The following is an 18,287-nucleotide window of genomic DNA, read 5'->3' as shown; positions in this document are numbered from 1 at the left end:
TCAGTAATTCACCGAGTGGGTTGCTTCTGTGAGGATGAACTCGCCGACGTCAGGGTCGTCAGCCGGATCGAGTTCAAGTCGCCGCGTTCGGTATCTCGGATCATCGTCTGCGAAGATGATCGTCGGCTCTATGGAGTGGGTCGGAACCGGAACGAGCAGCTCGCCGTCTCGATTGCTTACGGTGATCGCGCCGAAGATGTCGACCACTGCCGTCGTCTCGTTGATCGGATTGCTTCGCTCGTCAATGACCTCGAACTCGAGGATCGCTATGTCCTCAAAGGAGGGTTCCTCGGGATCGGGTTCCGGCAGATCGTCGGTAAAGTCGATCTCGACTAATCGGCCTTCCGTGAGCACGTTCGCGTACCGCTCGAAGGTGTCGAAGGCGAGGACTCGTTTCTGCTCGATCGGCATTGTTGGAATCCTGACCTCGCCGTTTTCGTCTGTTTGGACGTAGAAGTCCCCGTGGCCGATCTCGATGATTACGTCCTCGAGAGGCCGGCCCGAGGATGGGTCCTCGAGGACAACCTCGAGACCGCCAAACTGAAAGTCGATCGGCTCGTCAACGTCCGGCTGTGAATCCTTGTCGACGGTGCCGGATAGTCCCGTGATCTCGAACGATTCGATCGGCCCACCGAACTCGTAGCGGCCATTTACGTCTGTCCGAACCCAGCCGTACGGCGTCTCGATAGCGGCCCCCTCAACCAATTGTCCATCGACGTCGGTGACGGTGCCGTAATACAAGGTCGAACCCGGAGAGAACAATTGCAGATGCGGGATTTCGTACGCCTCCCGAACCCAGACGTCATCGAAGTCGAACTCGTCCAGCGTCTCGAGGGCGTCGTGATCCGTCACATCCGAGAGATCGTGTACCTCCGACTCCTCCAGGGCCGCCCCCTCATCATCTCCGACCAGTTGCTCGTCATCTGGGTCCTCGACTCCCGCGTAGACGTGTGTTGCTTCCCCATCGAGAACCCCGATTGCTGCCCCCTCCGTCTCCCCCGAGACCGAGGCACCCGTGATTGCTCGAGTGAGGGATGCTGACGATACTCCCACTAGGCCACCCGTCCCGCCAGAGTCGCCTGTGACATATCCGACCGTCCGACTGTCGACAACGACACCATCGGCCCCATCTGGCGCTTGTGCCTCGACCTCTCCGACCAGGCCACCCGCCGACTCCGACGCTGAAACGGTGACGTCTGCAGACACCAGCGACAGATAGCCGTAGGGCGTGGTGACGAGGGCCGCGAGGATTGGGTACTCGTCCGTGGTATCCCACGTCTCGTCGAAGTCGAACCCGTCCATGTACCCCGGCGCGTCGTTGCCGGTCATCTGGTCGGTAGTTAGGAACTCCGTCGTACCTGTATTGTCACCTTCTTCTAACTCTCCTATCAAGGGCAAATCTGTGTCAAGATCGGAGTATACTTCGTCAACTTCTGACCCGTCGCCTTCTTTATCTACACCTAATATTACCCCGGACTCTCCATCATCCTCGAATACCGTGATGGACGCTTCGTTGGTGACAAAGCATTTTTCAATCACCTCTTCCCCTTCAGATATATTTCCGGATATTCCCCCAACCTGGCTGTGCCCTTCCACCAGCCCTGTGAATTTACAGTCTCTAATCTGAAGATTTGGATTGAATGTATCACTCGTACCATGTATCCCACCCACATGAGATACATCTACATCTTCGGGCACCTCTATCTCAACTTCAGAGTGGCATTTTTGCATCTCCCCATCAGCGTCTTCATCTACGAATGATGTGCTACCAACAATTCCACCTAAACCATCGGCTTCATCTTCACCTTCGAACTCGATGCGACCAGTAGACGAACAATTCTCGACATTAACCGAGTCCCAAACGCGTATAGATCCAAAGATGCCACCAACACTCCCGTCTGTCGATTTAATCTCCCCTCTGAAGTGGCAGTCCCTTATGTTGTAGTCTGTTCCCTCCCCATCGTTACTCGCGAAACCACCGAAAATACCACCTGTGTGGAAATCAGCCTCAACCGTCCCCTCGAAAACGCAATTTTCTATATCCCCTCCTGACCCTTCTCCATCATCCAGGGAATGTTCGCCAAACAATCCGCCTGTATATACCCATCCACTACCACTTGCTATAACATCAACGTCCGGTCCGACACGAATGTGTTTATGCTTGTATCTAACATCTGTTTCACCACTCTGGACGTTCGTGCGCCCATATATCGTTCCCGCAACCGTGGACCCTATTAAAGTAGAACTTTCTATATTTATACCTATAAAGTTGCACAGTGATCCCGTACTTGAAATGATGGAGACCACTTGGTCACCCTCGACATACGCATCCTTTATGTTTATATCCTTGAATGTTGCCAGTTCAGACACGGAAAACAATCCGATGTCATGCTCGTCCCCCCTTTCTATAGTTAGACCTGAAATAGTGTTCCCACCCCCGTCAAGTGACCCACTGAACCAATCATCGAAGTCCCCGATGGGTTCCCATCCGCTTCCATCATTTGCATCAGGTCCAGCAAGCTCGTCGTAGCCGTCAGTGTCTTCGTCCAGATCGTTCACGAGAACGTAGTCTCCCTCAACGTCGTCTCTAATGCTGTCCAAGTCGTACCAGTCTTCGATTTCAGTTGCCATTTTTTGGTCCCGTCACAAACTCGTCTAGAGTTCGCCTCTGGTAGCGTCAACTGACACCTCCAATGTCATGGCTGTTTTGGCTGAACGCTCGAGCAGTTCGTCGGCGAACGCCGCGAACTGCTCGGAATCGGCATATCTCACGAGATTGAGCCAGAGGAGCGATTCTAAGCCGGACTCTGTCCATCTCATCCACTGGTTTTTACACCGCTTCGAGATTTCGCCCATGGCTCGTTCAACCACGTTCGATGTCCACAGAACCTCTTGTCCCTCGAGTGCGAGTTCGGCGAATGTGACGGTTGCTTGTGCCCATTTTCGGAGGTACGCCGCTGCTTTTGGAGAGTCCTGTTGCTCTAAGTACCGTTCCAAGCGTCGACTGATGAGTGAAACCGGTCAACCGCACTCGGTTTCACCCATCAGTTCAGGCTTTGAACGCCACTAAGCGCCACGCCTCCTTCGTGAGGTTCTCGAGCGTTTGGTCGATCCGCTCGCGGATCGCCAAACGCTCATTCCTCGGTGCATGGAGCGCAACCGAGTTTTTCAGATGGAACAAGTCGTTTGTGACGTCTGAGGCGATCGCTTTCCGCGTTTCGAGCGAAAAGGTACCGTCCTTCCACAGCTTGTATCCAAGCGTTCGACCGACATGAACGAGATCGAGCTGATGAGATCGATAGCTGGTCTCGAAGGCGTCGACGAGGGATTCCTCGGCGTCACTGACGACCGTCGCGTCGTCAGTGATCGCCTCGTTCTCTTCGAGATCTTCTGCTGTATCGTCCCACGGTTCGTTGACATTGACGTCTAAGAGCGTGGTTTCCGCGTTGTCTTCGGTGATCTGTCCGAGAGTGACGTTGACGTCGTGGTACGTGCAGTGATCGTCCTGGCTATGACACTTCGTTCCGTCAGGAACGACAGTGTCTGCATTCGTCCCAGGAAGCCGATCACGAACGAAGTCACCGAGTTTGCTGCCGTACTCACGGACTCGGCGGTTGATCGTGGTTCTCGAAGGCATCGGAGTGAAGCCGTCGCCGTGGGCAACGGCATCACGAAAGCTGAGCGACGTAGCGAGTTCGGTACTCTGGAGCGAAATATCCTCTTGATAGATGCGCTGCCCGTCGAATTTGATGAGATCTTCGAGAGGGCGGAAGTAGGTAGGATCGTCACCGGTGGCAGCGGTGTCTTTGACGTGATGAAGGGAAAATTCGTGCTCTCCTGCGGTTGTCACAGCTGTTCGTGTTGTGGTTCCGGCGCGCTGGAAACGGCGATCGCCGTTTCCGCGCGCGTGTTTCTCCCCACAGTACGCCTCGACGAGGCGCTCGTCGAGGCTTTTGACAAGCTCCTCGAGGATCGTCGCCTCGAGGTGAAGCTCTGTGAGAGATTCAGCGAGAGTGGCAAGCGGTAGCGTTTTGTCTAAGTCGATGCTAACCGTGACTTGCGCGTCGATTGTGGCGTGCATGGGTCACTTCGGGGTAGGTACCAGAGGTGACCCTGTTTCCACAGGAGTCAGTTACGACTCTAGACGAGTTTGGGACACGACCCATTTTTTAAACCTCCTCGTGGTTGGTTAGTTTGCCGATTATGCCGCCTGCTGTGCCGTCTGTCGATTCGACCGAGCCGGTGACGTGGACGGCTTGGATCGCTGCGGTCCCGCCTCCTGCGAGTGCGCCAGCCGTTCCCTCGGCCTCGACGTCGACGTCCTTTAGTACCAGACCCGTTATCTCGGCTCCAGCCAGCACCGAGAACAGGCCTGCCGCGTCGTAGTCTCCGCTGACCGTCATCCCCTCGATGGCGTGGCCCTGCCCCTCGAAGTCTCCCGTGAACGGGTCGTCTGGGCCACCCAACGGCTCCCACTCGAGGCCAGAGACTTCACTGTACCCGTCAGTATCCTCGTCCAGATCGTTGACAAGCACGTAGTCACCGCTCAGATCGTCTCTAATGCTATCCAAGTCGTACCAGTCCGATATTTCCGTGGTCATAGTCTGAGTAGGATTTTACCGCTGACGTCGACCGTTGACTCGGCTGCTTCGGATAATTTCGCCTTATAGACGATCTGATCTTCAACCGGAAACGTGACGCCGAGCTCTTTGACGAACGAGTACGGCGACCCCATCGTGCCAAGTGGCATACTTCGCCACCCACCAGCGAGGCTTTTCTGATGGTCGACCTCGAGGCGGTAAACGACGTCCAGCTGATTTTTTGCTCCGACGCCGATCAGATGGCAGGGGACGGTATCGAACCGTGCGATCTCGACCACCTCACCCGGCTCGATCGTGATCGTACCATCGGGGTTGGAACCCTCGAGTTGTGGCGTTTCGATGACGAGGAAATCTCGTGGATCGATCGAAATCGGGAGCGATTCTTGAGCCGACTGATTGTCATTGTCGACGTCAACGTCGATGTTTCCGGTATTCCGAGCGATGTCCTCGAGCAGCTGGACCATCCGGTCAACGTTGTCTCTCGCAGACGGAATCACGTCGATGCACCTCCAGCGTTGACCGAGTTTGGACCTACCGACGTCTGTGAAAGCGCGTAGTTCAAGATGGCTCCGACGACCATGACGACGACGACCATCGTGACGACGTCGTCCATCAACCCGTCAAGCAGACCGTCGAGCGGGCCGTCATCGTCATCACTATCGGACACTCCTTCGTCGACCCACTGATCGATGAGATCCCGTTTTGCTTCCGGCGGAAGATCGGAATCGATCAGGCTCTCGAGGGCTTCCTGGTCGGATTCGGCGGTTTCTGCCAGGTGTTCGGCCTTGCGGATGTTCTGCTCGCGCCAGTAGTAGGCACCGCCGTACACCCCACCGACGATGGCAGTCGGCTTCCAGTACCGCTTTCCACCCTCTTTGGCCGTTCGGAGCGATGCTCGGGCCTTTCGGGGACCGACTTCGCGGATGTACCGCAGTGCATCGGTAACCGACTTGCCGGTCTGTTCTGCGATCTCTTTCGCGAGCCTGATCCGGCTCATAGGTATCCCTCCTGGTAGGCGTAGTAGCCACCAGCAGCAACCCCGAGAAGGCCGATTGCGAGTGCCGGGCTCGAGGTGACCCTATCGACGAGTCCGCCGGAACCGGGTGCGGGCGTACCGCTGTCGACGGCGTCCATCGGCGGTGCGTCGCCGGTCGGTTGTCGATCGTCAGGGACGTTTGCGTCCTCGACGTGCTGGAAGTACGCCTCGAGGGCGGCCTCGACGTCGTCGATGCTCGTGTAGATGTGTGCCTCGTCGCGGACGTCCCCGTTGGGTCCGAGGTAGACGACGGTCTCGTCCTCGAGGACACCGGAGACGACGAACTCGACGCGTTCGCCGTCCTCGTGCGATCGGCCGTAGATGTGCCACGGTTCGACGACGTTGATCTCTTCCCACTCGCTCCAGGCTGCCTCCTCATCGTCGCGTTCTTCCTCTTCGTGTTCGTCGAGCCACTTCTCGTACGCCGTTCTGGCGTCCGATTCCTTCGGGTGTGAGGGAACGTCCTCGAGCGGCGTCTGTTCGCCGACGACTTCGGTACTACCACCGGAGACGATCACCTCGATACCGCTCTCGTGGCCACGAGTGAGGAAGAATCGACGATCAGAGCCGTCGATCCGTTCTTGTTTCAGGAGAACCCAGCCGAACTCGAGCTCGTCGACCGTCTCGAGCTCTCCCCAGCCGCCGTCTCCGTCGTCACCCGTCGGTCCGGCAGACTCCTCGTCCGGGAAGTATGCCCGTTCGGCTTCCGAAATCGTCGCGAAGGGCGCTTTGAAGTCACTCATCGGTCTCACCCGTTAGATCGCGGCCAGTCGCATCCTCACGTGCGGTCACTCCTCGCTGCAACGCCTCTTCGAACTCGGCCATGTCGACCGTCGACGAGATCTCTTCGCCGTCACTGTCGAGAAGGTACACCGTCCGACCCTCGATTCGCGTGATGATCGAGTAGCCGCGTTTGGCTCCGTCTTGATGCACCGATACGAGGGTACCGCCGTGAGGGCGATGTTCCTCGATTTCAGGATAGTTCGTTTCTTCCATGATCCGAAGATGGTCGCCGTCCTCGGTCTCGACGACCATCTCACCGGTGTCACGAAATGTATCGTACAGTGCACCGCCACCGACGAGAGCCGCAGCGCCACCACCGACGAGCGCCGCTGTCCGTCGGCTCGGAGTCGCGCCACGGAGTGCTTGGCCAGCCCGCTGTCTCGCTCGAGCACTGGCCTGACCCGCCCGGCTCGTGACCGATTCGGTGCGTGCACTCGCCTGCCCGATGCGGTCACGAATCCGTTGGGAGAGCGACCCGCCGTCGTCCCCCGTTCGAGTAGCTCGAGCAGCGTCGTCACCTGTCCTCGAGCCGGCGCTGGCAGCGTCGTCTCCGGTTCGAGCTCCGACCTGGGCCGCGTCGTCACCGCTTCGTGTTCCGGCCCGACTCGCATCGTCGACCCGGAAGACGCCGTCATCGGACCGTGTCGCCGTCAGGGCGTCGTCGCTGCTTCGAGTGCCGGCCTGGGCTGCATCGTCGCCACCAAAGCGGTTTCCAGCCCTGGTGAACGGATCGCCTGCTCGATCGCCGTCGCGGGCCGCCGGGAGTAGTGCGTCACCATCCTCTGCGGTTCGTGTGGCGTCGTCCGTTGACCGAGTCGCGGTCGCTGCTCCATCACCGTCACGAACTGCCGGGAGCACACCGTCGCCGTCTCGCCCCGGATTGAACACGTCGGGCAAGCCACCGTCAGCCGGCTGACCGCCGTCGGTCATCATTCGCTGTCCGTCGCTGGCATCGTCGCCGAAACGACTCGTCAGGCGGCTAAGAGCCCCCGAGCCTTCGTCGGCCGAACGGAGTCCTCGAGTGGCTGCTGCACCCGCACCGGCGGTCCCGACTGTCAGACCGATATCGGCGGCTTCGGCCAGGCCGGGCGTATAGTCGGTCTCTCCCTCACGGGTATCGATACCGGTGCTGGTACCAATCCCGATGCGAGCGCCCTCAAGGACGATGTTGTCACCAGCCCATCGAAGGGCATCAGTGCCGGTGTTATCCAGGGCGGTTCCTTCGACGGCACCCTCGACTGTCTCGGTAATCTCGTCGTCGAGCTGGCGGAACCCTTCTGCGACTTCGTCGTCATCCAGCCACGTCGCCTCACCTTCACGGAGGCTGTACGCAGCCGACATCGGGGCCTGTGCCAGCCCTGTCCGAGCCGTGTCCTGGATGCTGAACCGTTCGTTGTCGAGAACGGTGTCGGACATCGACCTGGTGGCCGAGTCGGCTGCCGAGTAACCGCTGGAAAGAACGTTCAACACCCCGCCCGAGTCGTCGGTCGACGTGAAGTCACTCGAGAGGGAGACGTCGCTGCCCGTCGCGTCTTCCGTACTGGTGAAATCGTCGGAGACACCGACGCGATCTCCGGTTGCCGTCCGGAGACCACTGTCTGCCGCGTCGCGAAGGTCGTCCCCCGATGGTAGCGGCACTATATCTCACCTCGGCTGGTCAGTTCGCGGTAGATCAGAACCAGCATGAACAGGATCGCGAGCTGGGTGAGAAAGTGGAGGTCGGTCTTCTCGAGCGAGACGACCGGGGCCACGGCCTCACCGGGGCTCGAGGCGTGCTGTTGCTGTTGCTGGCTCTGCTCCGCGACGATCTGCTGATACTCCTCGGAGTTTCTGATTTGGTCTCTAACTCCCATATGTCGCGGTTACAGAACCCTCGAGGCGAGCACGAGCAGGCCGCCGATCTCTTCGGCTGCGTTCGTATCCAGTTTGATCCGGGACGTATCGTATCCCATCAGAAAGGGATCGGCGGGCGACAGGTCGCGCTCGTCCGAGGGTCGGGCGTCGTCCGTCGTCCCGTTCTCCACGGAATCGCTGGTACGAACGCCCATTGGTGCTTACAGGCCGATACGCACGTCGACCTCGAAGGTCGAAACGTAGCTGTCGGGGTAGTGTTCGTCCTCCCAGACGATCTGCTGGGGTGCGTCGATCTTGAACGCGAGCGTCTCGTGACGATCCCAGCGAGCGTAGCCGTGGAGGTTGATCTCGCGTCCCCGTCGGTCCTGCTCCATATCGTGGAACCGGAACAGCGGGAAGCCCCACGGGAACAGCGTCCCCTGGGGCTGATCGAACTGGTTGAAACCCTCGACTTTGAGGTAGCCGTCGCTCATGATTGGATAGAGCTTCACCGCATCCGGCACCTCCTCGAGGGTCACCTCGTTGAGGGCGTAGTCGATCGACTCGACGTCGACCTCCTCGCCCGTTCCGGTGTCGACGGCGACGACGGCGGGGTACTCCTGGTCCTCGAGGTCAGTTTCGCCGGCGATCGGCTGGAGGTTGGCGTCGACAGCGACAGTCCCGTCGTCGAAGTCCGCACTCTCGAACTCCTGCATCGTTCGGGGGACGAACCGGACCGGGTCACGTCGAGCGTCGTACTCGACCCACTCGAGGTTGTCCGGGACGAGAAACTCGATGACGCGAGTGTGGCGCTGCGGATCGAGGAGGTTCTGGTTGAGGTCGACGTCAACGTCGTCGGTGGCGTGGCTGAGGGTCTCTGGTTGGATGTCTCCTGCCATGTCGATCACCGCTGTGCCGCCATGTCGACGGCGGCTTTCTCTTCGGGAGTGAGGTTGTCCGTGTCGAGGATCGATACCGGCGTCCCGAAGTCGCTGGTGTCGTCACCGATGTGGAGCCGGGACTGTTCGGCGCTGAAGTCCGCGGCATCTTCCGGAATCTCGACGAACAGCTTGACGATCTCGCGCTCGGCGATCATCAGTTCGTCGTCGATGTACCGGAAGTAGTCGGGTTCGACCCGCATCTTCTCGTACTTGAAGCGGTTCAGCGTGTCCGAGAAGACCTGTCCGCCCGGAAGCGGATCACCCTGCTTCGAGCACTTGTGAAGGGTGACCTTCGTCGAGCCGTCGAGCTTCTCGCCCGTGTCGTCGCGGAACTCGGGTGCGATGTTGGTGCCCGCGTCAATCGCGACGAGATACCCCTCGGGGCCCGTGATCTCGATGGCGGCCGTTCGATGATCTCCGGCCGCGACGTCTTGCATCTCGACGAACGGGAGGCCGGAGTGAAGCGTCGTTTCCTGCTCGACGTCGGTTTGATGGATTTCCATGCGTTCGATCACCTCAGACGACACCGTAGTCGGCCAGGATGACGCGCACCGACGTCGCACCCATCCCGAGAGCGAGCGGTCGGGAGTACTGTTGTGGGAGGACCGCGAGTGTGACGAACGCAGCGGTGAGCGCATAGACAGCGTCACCGCCGGCGAACTGAACGTCGTAAACGTTCGATCGCAGATAGCTCGTGGCCAGCTGTGCACCGAGGCTGCCCCCGACGATGAGGACAGCGGACTTGAGGAATGCCGACGACGAAAGCGTGTTCGTCGCCCGGCTAACGTTTACCGTCGCCATTGCGTTCCCAACCGAGGGCGTTCCATCGGATATACGGCCTAATTAATTGGGAATTGGCAGAATTGGGCTTAGCTACTTAAAGAAACGGACGAATGATGAGACAGGCGGCCCTCCAAGCACCGCCCAATTTCACGCCGCCCTCCATCGATGATCCGGATAGCAACTGCACCCGAGAATTGGCGAGCCGCCGGTGCGTACCGTGAGTGACGGTGCGACCGACCGACGAGAGTGTCGGTACTGCTCGAGTCTTCGCACTGTCCCGGTACTCGTAAAGCGCATCGAGCGCAGCGAGAAGCCGGGGAACAAGTACCGGACGTTCTGCTGGGGGTGTGAGTCCTGGGGACCGATGACCTCGGGACAGCACTTCCGCGAGTCGCTGCATCCGCACGTCCTCCCCGCGGACGGCGACCCCGACGATCCGGAAGACGTCATCCCGCTCGAGGAGTACGACTACGAAGCCGAGTGGGAGGATCTCGTCGACGACGTCGTCGATCGCCGGGCTGATCGGGCCCGGACTGATGGCGGTGTCATCGATCACACCAAGGAAGCGCCCGACGAAAACCCGGACCCGGAGCCGGACGTTCACGCGTTCGAGTGTCCAAGCTGCGCGACCACGGTCACCGGGTATCCCGATCACTGTCCACACTGTCAAGTCCCCTATGACTGGGGCGACGACTGTGACGATTCAGACTGTTCTCACCATGAGTGACTCCATCGACGAAATCGAAGCACAGTACGAACAGGAACAGCAGAACCGCAATCAGCAGCCGACAGCAGACGACGACGGTGACGACTCGAGCGGTCCGTCGCTTGGCGTCTCCAAACGAACGCTCGCAATCTTCGGCGGCGTCGTACTCGTCGCAGCGGCCGTCTACTGGTATCGGTCCCGTTCGTCCGGCTCGACGTCGGACTCGAGCGACTCTGACGACCACGACGTCGACGTCACCCTCGAGCCCGACACGGACGAGGAGTCGGAGGCGAAATGTGGCGAAATAGTCGTCCCACAGGATCCGAACCAGCCGCTCGAGGCGGACCGGGCGGTCATACAGGGGCTCAAGGAACGCGGAAAGATCAACGGAGGCGGTAGCTGATGCCGCAGCCGGAGATCGCCGACGAACAGGCCCGTGCTGACGAACTCGACGAGACGGTCGACGAACTCGAGGCGGAACTCGAAACGCAACCCGACGACGAGCAGACGGCAGCTGCCCTCGAGGACGCGGTCGACGACGATCAGGGAGAGTCCGAACCGGATTCCGACGATGTCGAGATCGAGGAGGTCGAACTCACCGACGACGACTTGGCCGATGGAGATCTGTTCGCTGGCGTTGACGACGTCGAGGACGACGAGGACGACGAGACCGGCGAGGAGTCGACGTCCGACCAGTCGAATCCGGCCGACGAGTTCACGTTTTCAGGTGACAACCCGACGTCGAAGCTACAGACGTCCATCGAGGACGGCGCCGCGAAACTCGCGACGGTCGGGCTCGACGACGAGACACAGGAGGCCCTCGAGGACGACCTTCAGGACGTCTTCTCGGCGTTCCGCCTCGGCTACTACGGGGCAGAGTTCGCAAACGAGTACATCCTCGTCGACGGGGACGACGACGTCGATCCGGCGTGGGCGCTGCTGGGCTCGTCGCTCGCGTGTGCCGCCGTCGCCGTCGCGATGCGTCCCGACAGCGACGAACAGATTGCCCGGCTGAAAGAGGCAGCCAATCTCGGAGGTGCATCGGCATGATGGGTGGACAGGACGGACTCGCCTCGAGCCTCGGGATCGACATGACGCCCCAGGGCATTGCGAGTTCGCTCTCGAACCCCGAGCAGATCGCACAGATGCTCCTCCAGGAAGGCGAGACGGGCGACTCGCCGGCGGACATCATGGCCGACCTCGTGAACATGCAACGGGCCGACCTCCGGCGGATCGGAGCGGAGCACGACGTTGACGTCAACGTCGAAATGGTGACGCCCGAGAAGATGGCCCTCTACGTCGCCGGTATCGTCGACGGCGAATGGGAGCCGCTGCTCGAGCTGTTCAACGAGCAGGCCGCCGAACGGGAGAAGCTTCTCGCGGAGATGCTCGAAGCGGAGGAGCTCGAGGAGTTCACCGCAGCGAAAGAGCGGGTCAAGAACACGGGCCCGGGTGAGACCGATGGATAGCCTGATCCCACCGGCAGTGTTGCCGATCGAAGGCGCTGCCGAGTGCCTAACGGCCGAGCGACTCGGTCTGTCGGACGTCGATCGACTCCTCGAGGACGGGCTCGAGCGCCGCGAGTGGCTGGTACTCAAGCGGGCATCGACGTTCGTCGGCGAGTTCGCGATCGTCGCGAACGTCGACGGCGACTGGTGGGTGACGATGGCGACTGCCCACCCGATCCTCGGTATCGATCGATCGCCACCCCGGCAGGTTGATCCGGTCGACGTCCGCCAGTGGGCCACCGACAACCGCATTTACCGCTGTGAGATCTAACGATGGCTCGAGTAAGCGTCATCGGCGCGTCGGGGACCGGCAAGAGCTACTACACCGGCGCACTCCTCGAGGACCGCGTGCCGGACTTCGACATCGCGGTCCACTTCGACCTCGAGGACGAGGAAGGCGGGCTCTCGGTCGAAGGCAACGCCCTCTACGGCACCCTGGTCGTCGATAAGGAGCGATTCGAGTCAATTGATTGGCCGAAATGCTTGTTCAACCACCGTCGGGTCCGGGTCGTGCCCGACGCGCTGGACGACGAGGAGATCGCCGAGCTGTACGGGCGGATCAGTGCCGCCGCGATGGCGCTGTGCAAGGACCTCGAGATCGACGAAGCCCCGGACTCGGCACTCGTCTCCTGTGACGAGGCACACCAGGTGCTCGACAAGAACAAGCTCGACAGCCGCGTGAACCGGATGCAGACCGGCGGCCGGAAACACGGGGTCGAGACGATCCACCTAACCCAGCGGCCGGCGTTGATGCCGCTGACGATCCTTTCACAGTCCGACCGTCGGGTCTACTTCCACGTGAGCGAGCAGCGGGACATCGAGAAAATCAACAAGGCGAGTGTCTTCGACGCGAACGAGCTGAAGGACCTGACGGCTCGCGAGGCGATTGTCGAGAACAAACACTCCGGCGAGTTCGAGAAGGTCGATACCGACAACTGCGGTCGGGAACGACCCCACTTCAGTGGTGACGACGGGCTGTTAGACGACGCGTTGCCGGTCTAGAACTCTGCCATCGGGTCGTAGCACTCACCACCGGGACAGTCACCACCCGTATACGAGTCGAACGTCGATTGAAGACTACTCCCCAACCGACCGAGAGCGCCGGCTTCTTCCATTGTCATTTCACCGTCTGCAGTCGGGTACGTTTCGTCGGGGTCGTCGGGTAGAATCTCGCCTCCCTCGAACCCTTCGAGGTCGTCGAACTCGAGCGGATTCTGACCGTGGACGGCCCGGATGCCGTTGATGACCTCCGCGTAGTGCTCGGCGTCGTCCTGGGCGTCGCGTGCTTCGGTCCGGCTGAGCTTGTACCCGGACCATGCTTTCTTGAGTGCCGCCAGTGCTGGACCTGGGAGCCGATCGCGGCCGACGTCGTCGGGGTCGGGCGTCGGGGCGATCCGGGCGAGTTCCTCGTCGGTCGGTTCTTCCGGCGGTTCGGGCATCACGTCACGGGCCCACGCCTCGAACGACCGTGACTCGGCCTCGAGGTCGGGGCTGTCGCCATCGTCGGAAACGGCGAAGACGTCTTCCGGGTCCTCGTCGAGCCCTTCGACTGCCTCGAGCAGCTCCGCGATGTCATCCTCGTCGTACCCACATTGCTCGAGAAGCGCCTCGCACGCCGGCTGCTCGCCATCAGCACAGGCGTCTTCGGCGTTGTTGCACATCTCGCCGTGGACCTTTTCGGCCTGTTTCGCCATGCGGGCCTGCTGTTGCTCGTCGGCGACGTCGAGTCGATCCCCGACCTCCTGTTGTTTCCACTCGTCGGCGTGGCTCCGGTGTTCGTCGGTCGAAAGCTCGGGATCGTAGAACGAGAGCCAGTCGTCGATTCCGTGGCCCTGGAGGATCGCTTTCGCGGATTGGGCGTGGAACAAGTGCCGATGTGGTTTCCACGACCCCCGGTCCTCGAGTTGCTCGCGTTCGTGGTCGGTCAGCTCGTTCTGTCCAAACTTTTGGGCGTCTTCGGCCTTCTCAGATTCTGAGATACGGACGGCCTCGTCGACGACGTGGTCCGGGGCATCCGACGCCAAGGAGACGGTCTTGGTTCGGCGGTCGTCCGACGGCCCGAGGTGCTCCGCGTTGTCATCACGAAACGAGTTGGCCACGGCCATCGATCCGAATCGAATTTCGTCGCCGTCGACAGCGTCGTGTGTGCGGTCTTCGTCCTCCGGCTCGTCGGTGCCTGCGTCGTCTGGAATGGACTCACCGAGACCATCCTGTTCGGGATCACGGCGAGCTTCGGCCCCGACCTCGAGTGATTCCTGTTCGGCCGTGGTCGGGTCACCAGTCGACTCCCGCTCGTCGGCCATGAGCCCGCCCTCGTTCACCTCGTCGATACTCTCGATTTCCGGGTCGGACGTGTCGGGCGGAGCGTCGAAGGTCGCCTGGCCGGCCGCGGGGCCGCCATCGAGTGATTGCTGTCCGTCGCTCCACTCCGCTATCGGATCGTAGGTGCTGGTGTCGTCGCTCATCGTATCATCTTGGTCGGTTGCGTCGTCAGCCGGGTTCTCTTTCATCCACTCGAGTGCGGACTCGAGGGCGGCGTCCCGGTTTCGAGAAAAGCCGTCGTCGGGTTCGTCCAACGCCAGCCGCCGACTCGCGATGGTCTGCTGGGCGCGTTCGTTGCCGTCGTCCCAGTAGACCGTCACGTACCATCGGTGGCCGTGTCGCCTGGTGCCGTCGGATCGGGCCCGGACGGTGGTTTCGTAGCCGTCACGATCGATGTGGACCGGCGGCACGCCGCCGTTCTGACCGACCCACTCGATCGCGGTCTCTGATCGCTCCTCGAGATCGTAGCCAGCGACCGACTCCGGAACCTCGGGCGTCGGGCCGGCCTGATCGTCACCGTCGGGCGGCCCCGAAGGAGAGCGGTGTTGTTCGCTGGTCGCGCTGCGGGAACCCATGCACGATAGTAGTAGCCGGGACGCGTCGAAATAGATTAGAGAAAATCCGAGAATCGGGAGACGTAATGGCGAAATTGGACACGGAAATTGGCCGGGCCGTGACGTTCGCGTCAGGACCTGGAGGGCCGAACAGCGTCAGTAATCGAGACCGGTGAAACGCCGAAGGCGGTCGTTCTTCACCTGCCGGGTGTGACCGTCCCAGTCGGGCACGGTCTCGGTCAGGTGCGACCGCCGGGCGAGGTCGATCGGAACGTGCCAGCTCGCCTGTCCCTCCGGCGTCTCGAGGGAGACGACTCCCCACTCACCGGCGTCGGCGTCGTCCGCCTCCGGACGATACCAGCCGCCGTCGAAGTACGCCGACTCGGGCGGGCCCAGGGCGAGATGGAGCCGGACGGCCATTTCTGCCGCCGCCAGGGCGAGTAGGTTGCGGTCGGTGTAGACCTCCTCGAGGGTCTTTTCCTCGCTCATGGGCGGTAGATCCCCGACCCGTCTTTCTCGAGGACGATCTCGTCTGGATCATCGCGATTGTCGTCGTCCGGGTCGGCCGGGAGCTCGCGGGGATTGGCGTCGGCTCGCTGCCGGCCGATCGCGAACGCCGCGGTGCTGGCGGCGGCAAGGAGACTGACGGCGACGTCGGACACCTCGAGCCGACGGTCGGTGTCCGTCACGCGGGTAGCACCCCCACGAGATCGAGGGCGAGTCCGACCGGAACCGCCGCGACGACACCGAGGACAGCGCCGCCGACGCAGTAGTGGGGTTCCCGGGGACAGTACCGGAGCCGCTTGCGGAGTAGCCACGGGAGGAACGCCCCGGCGACGATCAGCGCCGTCAGGAACATGAACGTCGGCTCGCCCAGCACGATCGCCAGGAACGCCGGGGCGAACCCGACGGTGAACGAGTGGACCTCGTCGTACTCGAGATGACGAGCCCACTCGAGCGGGTTGACGTAGTCGGTTCCCTCGAGGCCGTCGCGATCGTCCCGTGAGCAGCTGCTCGAGTCGTCGTCCTGGACGTCGTCGACGCCGGCGAAGAGATCGTCCCGGCTCACGCTCTCTCACCCGGGTAGGCGTCGGTGAGGGTCGCCGACGTCCCGATCGGGGCGACGTCGACGCCATCGACCGGGACGGTCACCGTCTCCTCGAGGGCGACCGGGCGGGGACCGGTTCCGCCGAAATGGTTCGCACACGTTCCGCAAAGGCGGACGGGGCTGTCTGTACGGTCGAGAATGGTCCACTCATTTGACTCGAGACCGCACGCACTCGCGACGACCTTGCCGTCGACGGCCGCGACGACGTGAGCGGCGAGGCCGCCTGGCGTCCGGGCGAGTGCGTTCCAATTCCGTGACCAATCCATTGGTCCCGTCACAAACTCGTCTAGAGTTCGCCTCTGGTAGCGTCAACTGACACCTCCAATGTCATGGCTGTTTTGGCTGAACGCTCGAGCAGTTCGTCGGCGAACGCCGCGAACTGCTCGGAATCGGCATATCTCACGAGATTGAGCCAGAGGAGCGATTCTAAGCCGGACTCTGTCCATCTCATCCACTGGTTTTTACACCGCTTCGAGATTTCGCCCATGGCTCGTTCAACCACGTTCGATGTCCACAGAACCTCTTGTCCCTCGAGTGCGAGTTCGGCGAATGTGACGGTTGCTTGTGCCCATTTTCGGAGGTACGCCGCTGCTTTTGGAGAGTCCTGTTGCTCTAAGCGCCACGCCTCCTTCGTGAGGTTCTCGAGCGTTTGGTCGATCCGCTCGCGGATCGCCAAACGCTCATTCCTCGATGCATGGAGCGCAACCGAGTTTTTCAGATGGAACAAGTCGTTTGTGACGTCTGAGGCGATCGCTTTCCGCGTTTCGAGCGAAAAGGTACCGTCCTTCCACAGCTTGTATCCAAGCGTTCGACCGACATGAACGAGATCGAGCTGATGAGATCGATAGCTGGTCTCGAAGGCGTCGACGAGGGATTCCTCGGCGTCACTGACGACCGTCGCGTCGTCAGTGATCGCCTCGTTCTCTTCGAGATCTTCTGCTGTATCGTCCCACGGTTCGTTGACATTGACGTCTAAGAGCGTGGTTTCCGCGTTGTCTTCGGTGATCTGTCCGAGAGTGACGTTGACGTCGTGGTACGTGCAGTGATCGTCCTGGCTATGACACTTCGTTCCGTCAGGAACGACAGTGTCTGCATTCGTCCCAGGAAGCCGATCACGAACGAAGTCACCGAGTTTGCTGCCGTACTCACGGACTCGGCGGTTGATCGTGGTTCTCGAAGGCATCGGAGTGAAGCCGTCGCCGTGGGCAACGGCATCACGAAAGCTGAGCGACGTAGCGAGTTCGGTACTCTGGAGCGAAATATCCTCTTGATAGATGCGCTGCCCGTCGAATTTGATGAGATCTTCGAGAGGGCGGAAGTAGGTAGGATCGTCACCGGTGGCAGCGGTGTCTTTGACGTGATGAAGGGAAAATTCGTGCTCTCCTGCGGTTGTCACAGCTGTTCGTGTTGTGGTTCCGGCGCGCTGGAAACGGCGATCGCCGTTTCCGCGCGCGTGTTTCTCCCCACAGTACGCCTCGACGAGGCGCTCGTCGAGGCTTTTGACAAGCTCCTCGAGGATCGTCGCCTCGAGGTGAAGCTCTGTGAGAGATTCAGCGAGAGTGGCAAGCGGTAGCGTTTTGTCTAAGTCGATGCTAACCGTGACTTGCGCGTCGATTGTGGCGTGCATGGGTCACTTCGGGGTAGGTACCAGAGGTGACCCTGTTTCCACAGGAGTCAGTTACGACTCTAGACGAGTTTGGGACACGACCAATCCATTGGGCTGGAATCGCTCATTCCTGTGTTCCGAGCACCTCACCTCGAGGAGGACGCCCGTGGTGATAGCAACCGGGAATATCATAGTCTCGTACTGGTGAGACCAATGTTTAAACAGATTCAGTACCAGCCACAAACGTAGCCATGCCCATCCACAAGTTGGTACAAGTTGGTCGGACGTCGGGCGGTGTCGTGCTCCCGAAGAGCGAGCTTCGGGCGCTGGGGTTGGTAGACGAGGAGGGCAATGTGAAAGATCAGCCGGTTCGAGTAACCCGAACAGATGCAGAGACATGGGAAGTGTCTGTTATAAATACAGATGATTACCCGTAGATAGACTGTAACTCGCTCCTATTTTTGACTTGCCGATTCATACTGCCGAACAAAAGTCACTGAACACTC

The 18,287-nt window shown here is 60.7% G+C and carries 23 protein-coding genes and 1 pseudogene; 6 read left to right on the top strand and 18 right to left on the bottom strand.

Annotated features, from left to right (window positions below; genetic code table 11):
• From QQ977_RS02150 to QQ977_RS02095, 12 genes and pseudogenes are all read right to left on the bottom strand, one after another.
• Nucleotides 1-2,631: a hypothetical protein gene (locus QQ977_RS02150; protein ID WP_285927269.1), complete on the bottom strand. Its 2,631-nt coding sequence runs from the start codon at nucleotides 2,629-2,631 to the stop codon at nucleotides 1-3.
• Nucleotides 2,632-2,655: 24 nt separating this feature from the next.
• Nucleotides 2,656-4,081: pseudogene (locus tag QQ977_RS02145) on the bottom strand (ISH6 family transposase).
• Between the two features lie 88 nt (nucleotides 4,082-4,169).
• Nucleotides 4,170-4,601, bottom strand: coding sequence for a hypothetical protein (locus QQ977_RS02140; protein ID WP_285927268.1), 432 nt, complete (start codon nucleotides 4,599-4,601; stop codon nucleotides 4,170-4,172).
• Nucleotides 4,598-5,065 (bottom strand): hypothetical protein, encoded by a 468-nt coding sequence (locus QQ977_RS02135; protein ID WP_285927267.1) that lies wholly within the window; start codon nucleotides 5,063-5,065, stop codon nucleotides 4,598-4,600. Before QQ977_RS02135 ends, QQ977_RS02140 begins: the two co-directional genes overlap by 4 nt.
• A 29-nt stretch (nucleotides 5,066-5,094) precedes the next feature.
• Nucleotides 5,095-5,598, bottom strand: a complete 504-nt coding sequence (locus QQ977_RS02130) for a hypothetical protein (protein ID WP_285927266.1) — start codon at nucleotides 5,596-5,598, stop codon at nucleotides 5,095-5,097.
• A complete protein-coding gene (locus tag QQ977_RS02125; RefSeq protein WP_285927265.1) occupies nucleotides 5,595-6,380 on the bottom strand; it encodes a hypothetical protein in 786 nt (261 codons plus the stop codon). Before QQ977_RS02125 ends, QQ977_RS02130 begins: the two co-directional genes overlap by 4 nt.
• On the bottom strand, nucleotides 6,373-8,058 hold the full coding sequence (locus QQ977_RS02120) for a hypothetical protein (protein ID WP_285927264.1): 1,686 nt from the start codon (nucleotides 8,056-8,058) through the stop codon (nucleotides 6,373-6,375). The genes QQ977_RS02125 and QQ977_RS02120 overlap by 8 nt, the downstream gene beginning before the upstream one ends.
• Complete coding sequence (locus QQ977_RS02115; RefSeq protein WP_285927263.1) at nucleotides 8,058-8,273, bottom strand: hypothetical protein; 216 nt, start codon at nucleotides 8,271-8,273, stop codon at nucleotides 8,058-8,060. The genes QQ977_RS02120 and QQ977_RS02115 overlap by 1 nt, the downstream gene beginning before the upstream one ends.
• A 9-nt stretch (nucleotides 8,274-8,282) precedes the next feature.
• Nucleotides 8,283-8,468, bottom strand: coding sequence for a hypothetical protein (locus QQ977_RS02110; RefSeq protein ID WP_285927262.1), 186 nt, complete (start codon nucleotides 8,466-8,468; stop codon nucleotides 8,283-8,285).
• Nucleotides 8,469-8,474: 6 nt separating this feature from the next.
• On the bottom strand, nucleotides 8,475-9,152 hold the full coding sequence (locus QQ977_RS02105; RefSeq protein ID WP_285927261.1) for a hypothetical protein: 678 nt from the start codon (nucleotides 9,150-9,152) through the stop codon (nucleotides 8,475-8,477).
• A gap of 5 nt (nucleotides 9,153-9,157) precedes the next feature.
• Nucleotides 9,158-9,697 carry a hypothetical protein gene (locus QQ977_RS02100; RefSeq protein WP_285927260.1) on the bottom strand — a complete coding sequence of 180 codons (540 nt, stop codon included), beginning with the start codon at nucleotides 9,695-9,697 and terminating at the stop codon, nucleotides 9,158-9,160.
• Nucleotides 9,698-9,710: 13 nt separating this feature from the next.
• Nucleotides 9,711-9,995 carry a hypothetical protein gene (locus QQ977_RS02095; RefSeq protein WP_285927259.1) on the bottom strand — a complete coding sequence of 95 codons (285 nt, stop codon included), beginning with the start codon at nucleotides 9,993-9,995 and terminating at the stop codon, nucleotides 9,711-9,713.
• Nucleotides 9,996-10,194: 199 nt separating this feature from the next.
• On the opposite strand from QQ977_RS02095, the gene QQ977_RS02090 reads away from it, so the two are divergent.
• Genes QQ977_RS02090 through QQ977_RS02065 form a run of 6 tightly spaced genes read left to right on the top strand, consistent with a single transcriptional unit; the run spans nucleotide 10,195 to nucleotide 13,193 of the window.
• A complete protein-coding gene (locus QQ977_RS02090) occupies nucleotides 10,195-10,704 on the top strand; it encodes a hypothetical protein (protein ID WP_285927258.1) in 510 nt (169 codons plus the stop codon).
• On the top strand, nucleotides 10,697-11,086 hold the full coding sequence (locus tag QQ977_RS02085; RefSeq protein ID WP_285927256.1) for a hypothetical protein: 390 nt from the start codon (nucleotides 10,697-10,699) through the stop codon (nucleotides 11,084-11,086). Before QQ977_RS02090 ends, QQ977_RS02085 begins: the two co-directional genes overlap by 8 nt.
• Nucleotides 11,086-11,733, top strand: coding sequence for an acyl-CoA dehydrogenase (locus QQ977_RS02080; RefSeq protein WP_285927255.1), 648 nt, complete (start codon nucleotides 11,086-11,088; stop codon nucleotides 11,731-11,733). Before QQ977_RS02085 ends, QQ977_RS02080 begins: the two co-directional genes overlap by 1 nt.
• Nucleotides 11,730-12,152, top strand: a complete 423-nt coding sequence (locus QQ977_RS02075) for a hypothetical protein (protein ID WP_285927254.1) — start codon at nucleotides 11,730-11,732, stop codon at nucleotides 12,150-12,152. Before QQ977_RS02080 ends, QQ977_RS02075 begins: the two co-directional genes overlap by 4 nt.
• Nucleotides 12,145-12,462, top strand: coding sequence for a hypothetical protein (locus QQ977_RS02070; protein ID WP_285927253.1), 318 nt, complete (start codon nucleotides 12,145-12,147; stop codon nucleotides 12,460-12,462). The genes QQ977_RS02075 and QQ977_RS02070 overlap by 8 nt, the downstream gene beginning before the upstream one ends.
• Before the next feature lie 2 nt (nucleotides 12,463-12,464).
• On the top strand, nucleotides 12,465-13,193 hold the full coding sequence (locus QQ977_RS02065) for an ATP-binding protein (RefSeq protein ID WP_285927252.1): 729 nt from the start codon (nucleotides 12,465-12,467) through the stop codon (nucleotides 13,191-13,193).
• Here the strand turns inward: QQ977_RS02065 and QQ977_RS02060 are convergent.
• From QQ977_RS02060 to QQ977_RS02035, 6 genes are all read right to left on the bottom strand, one after another.
• Nucleotides 13,190-15,088, bottom strand: coding sequence for a hypothetical protein (locus tag QQ977_RS02060; protein ID WP_285927251.1), 1,899 nt, complete (start codon nucleotides 15,086-15,088; stop codon nucleotides 13,190-13,192). The genes QQ977_RS02065 and QQ977_RS02060 overlap by 4 nt on opposite strands.
• A 135-nt stretch (nucleotides 15,089-15,223) precedes the next feature.
• Nucleotides 15,224-15,556: a hypothetical protein gene (locus QQ977_RS02055; protein WP_285927250.1), complete on the bottom strand. Its 333-nt coding sequence runs from the start codon at nucleotides 15,554-15,556 to the stop codon at nucleotides 15,224-15,226.
• On the bottom strand, nucleotides 15,553-15,756 hold the full coding sequence (locus QQ977_RS02050) for a hypothetical protein (protein ID WP_285927249.1): 204 nt from the start codon (nucleotides 15,754-15,756) through the stop codon (nucleotides 15,553-15,555). The genes QQ977_RS02055 and QQ977_RS02050 overlap by 4 nt, the downstream gene beginning before the upstream one ends.
• Complete coding sequence (locus tag QQ977_RS02045; RefSeq protein WP_285927248.1) at nucleotides 15,753-16,136, bottom strand: hypothetical protein; 384 nt, start codon at nucleotides 16,134-16,136, stop codon at nucleotides 15,753-15,755. Before QQ977_RS02045 ends, QQ977_RS02050 begins: the two co-directional genes overlap by 4 nt.
• Nucleotides 16,133-16,441 (bottom strand): hypothetical protein, encoded by a 309-nt coding sequence (locus QQ977_RS02040; RefSeq protein ID WP_285927247.1) that lies wholly within the window; start codon nucleotides 16,439-16,441, stop codon nucleotides 16,133-16,135. The genes QQ977_RS02045 and QQ977_RS02040 overlap by 4 nt, the downstream gene beginning before the upstream one ends.
• Nucleotides 16,442-16,461: 20 nt before the next feature.
• A complete protein-coding gene (locus QQ977_RS02035) occupies nucleotides 16,462-17,802 on the bottom strand; it encodes an ISH6 family transposase (RefSeq protein WP_285926620.1) in 1,341 nt (446 codons plus the stop codon).
• Nucleotides 17,803-18,287: the final 485 nt, after the last annotated feature.

Source organism: Natrialbaceae archaeon AArc-T1-2, assembly GCF_030273315.1.
Taxonomy (GTDB): Archaea; Halobacteriota; Halobacteria; order Halobacteriales; family Natrialbaceae; genus Tc-Br11-E2g1.
The sequence above is the reverse complement of the archived record's forward strand: the minus strand, read 5'-3'. Positions and strand labels throughout refer to the sequence as shown.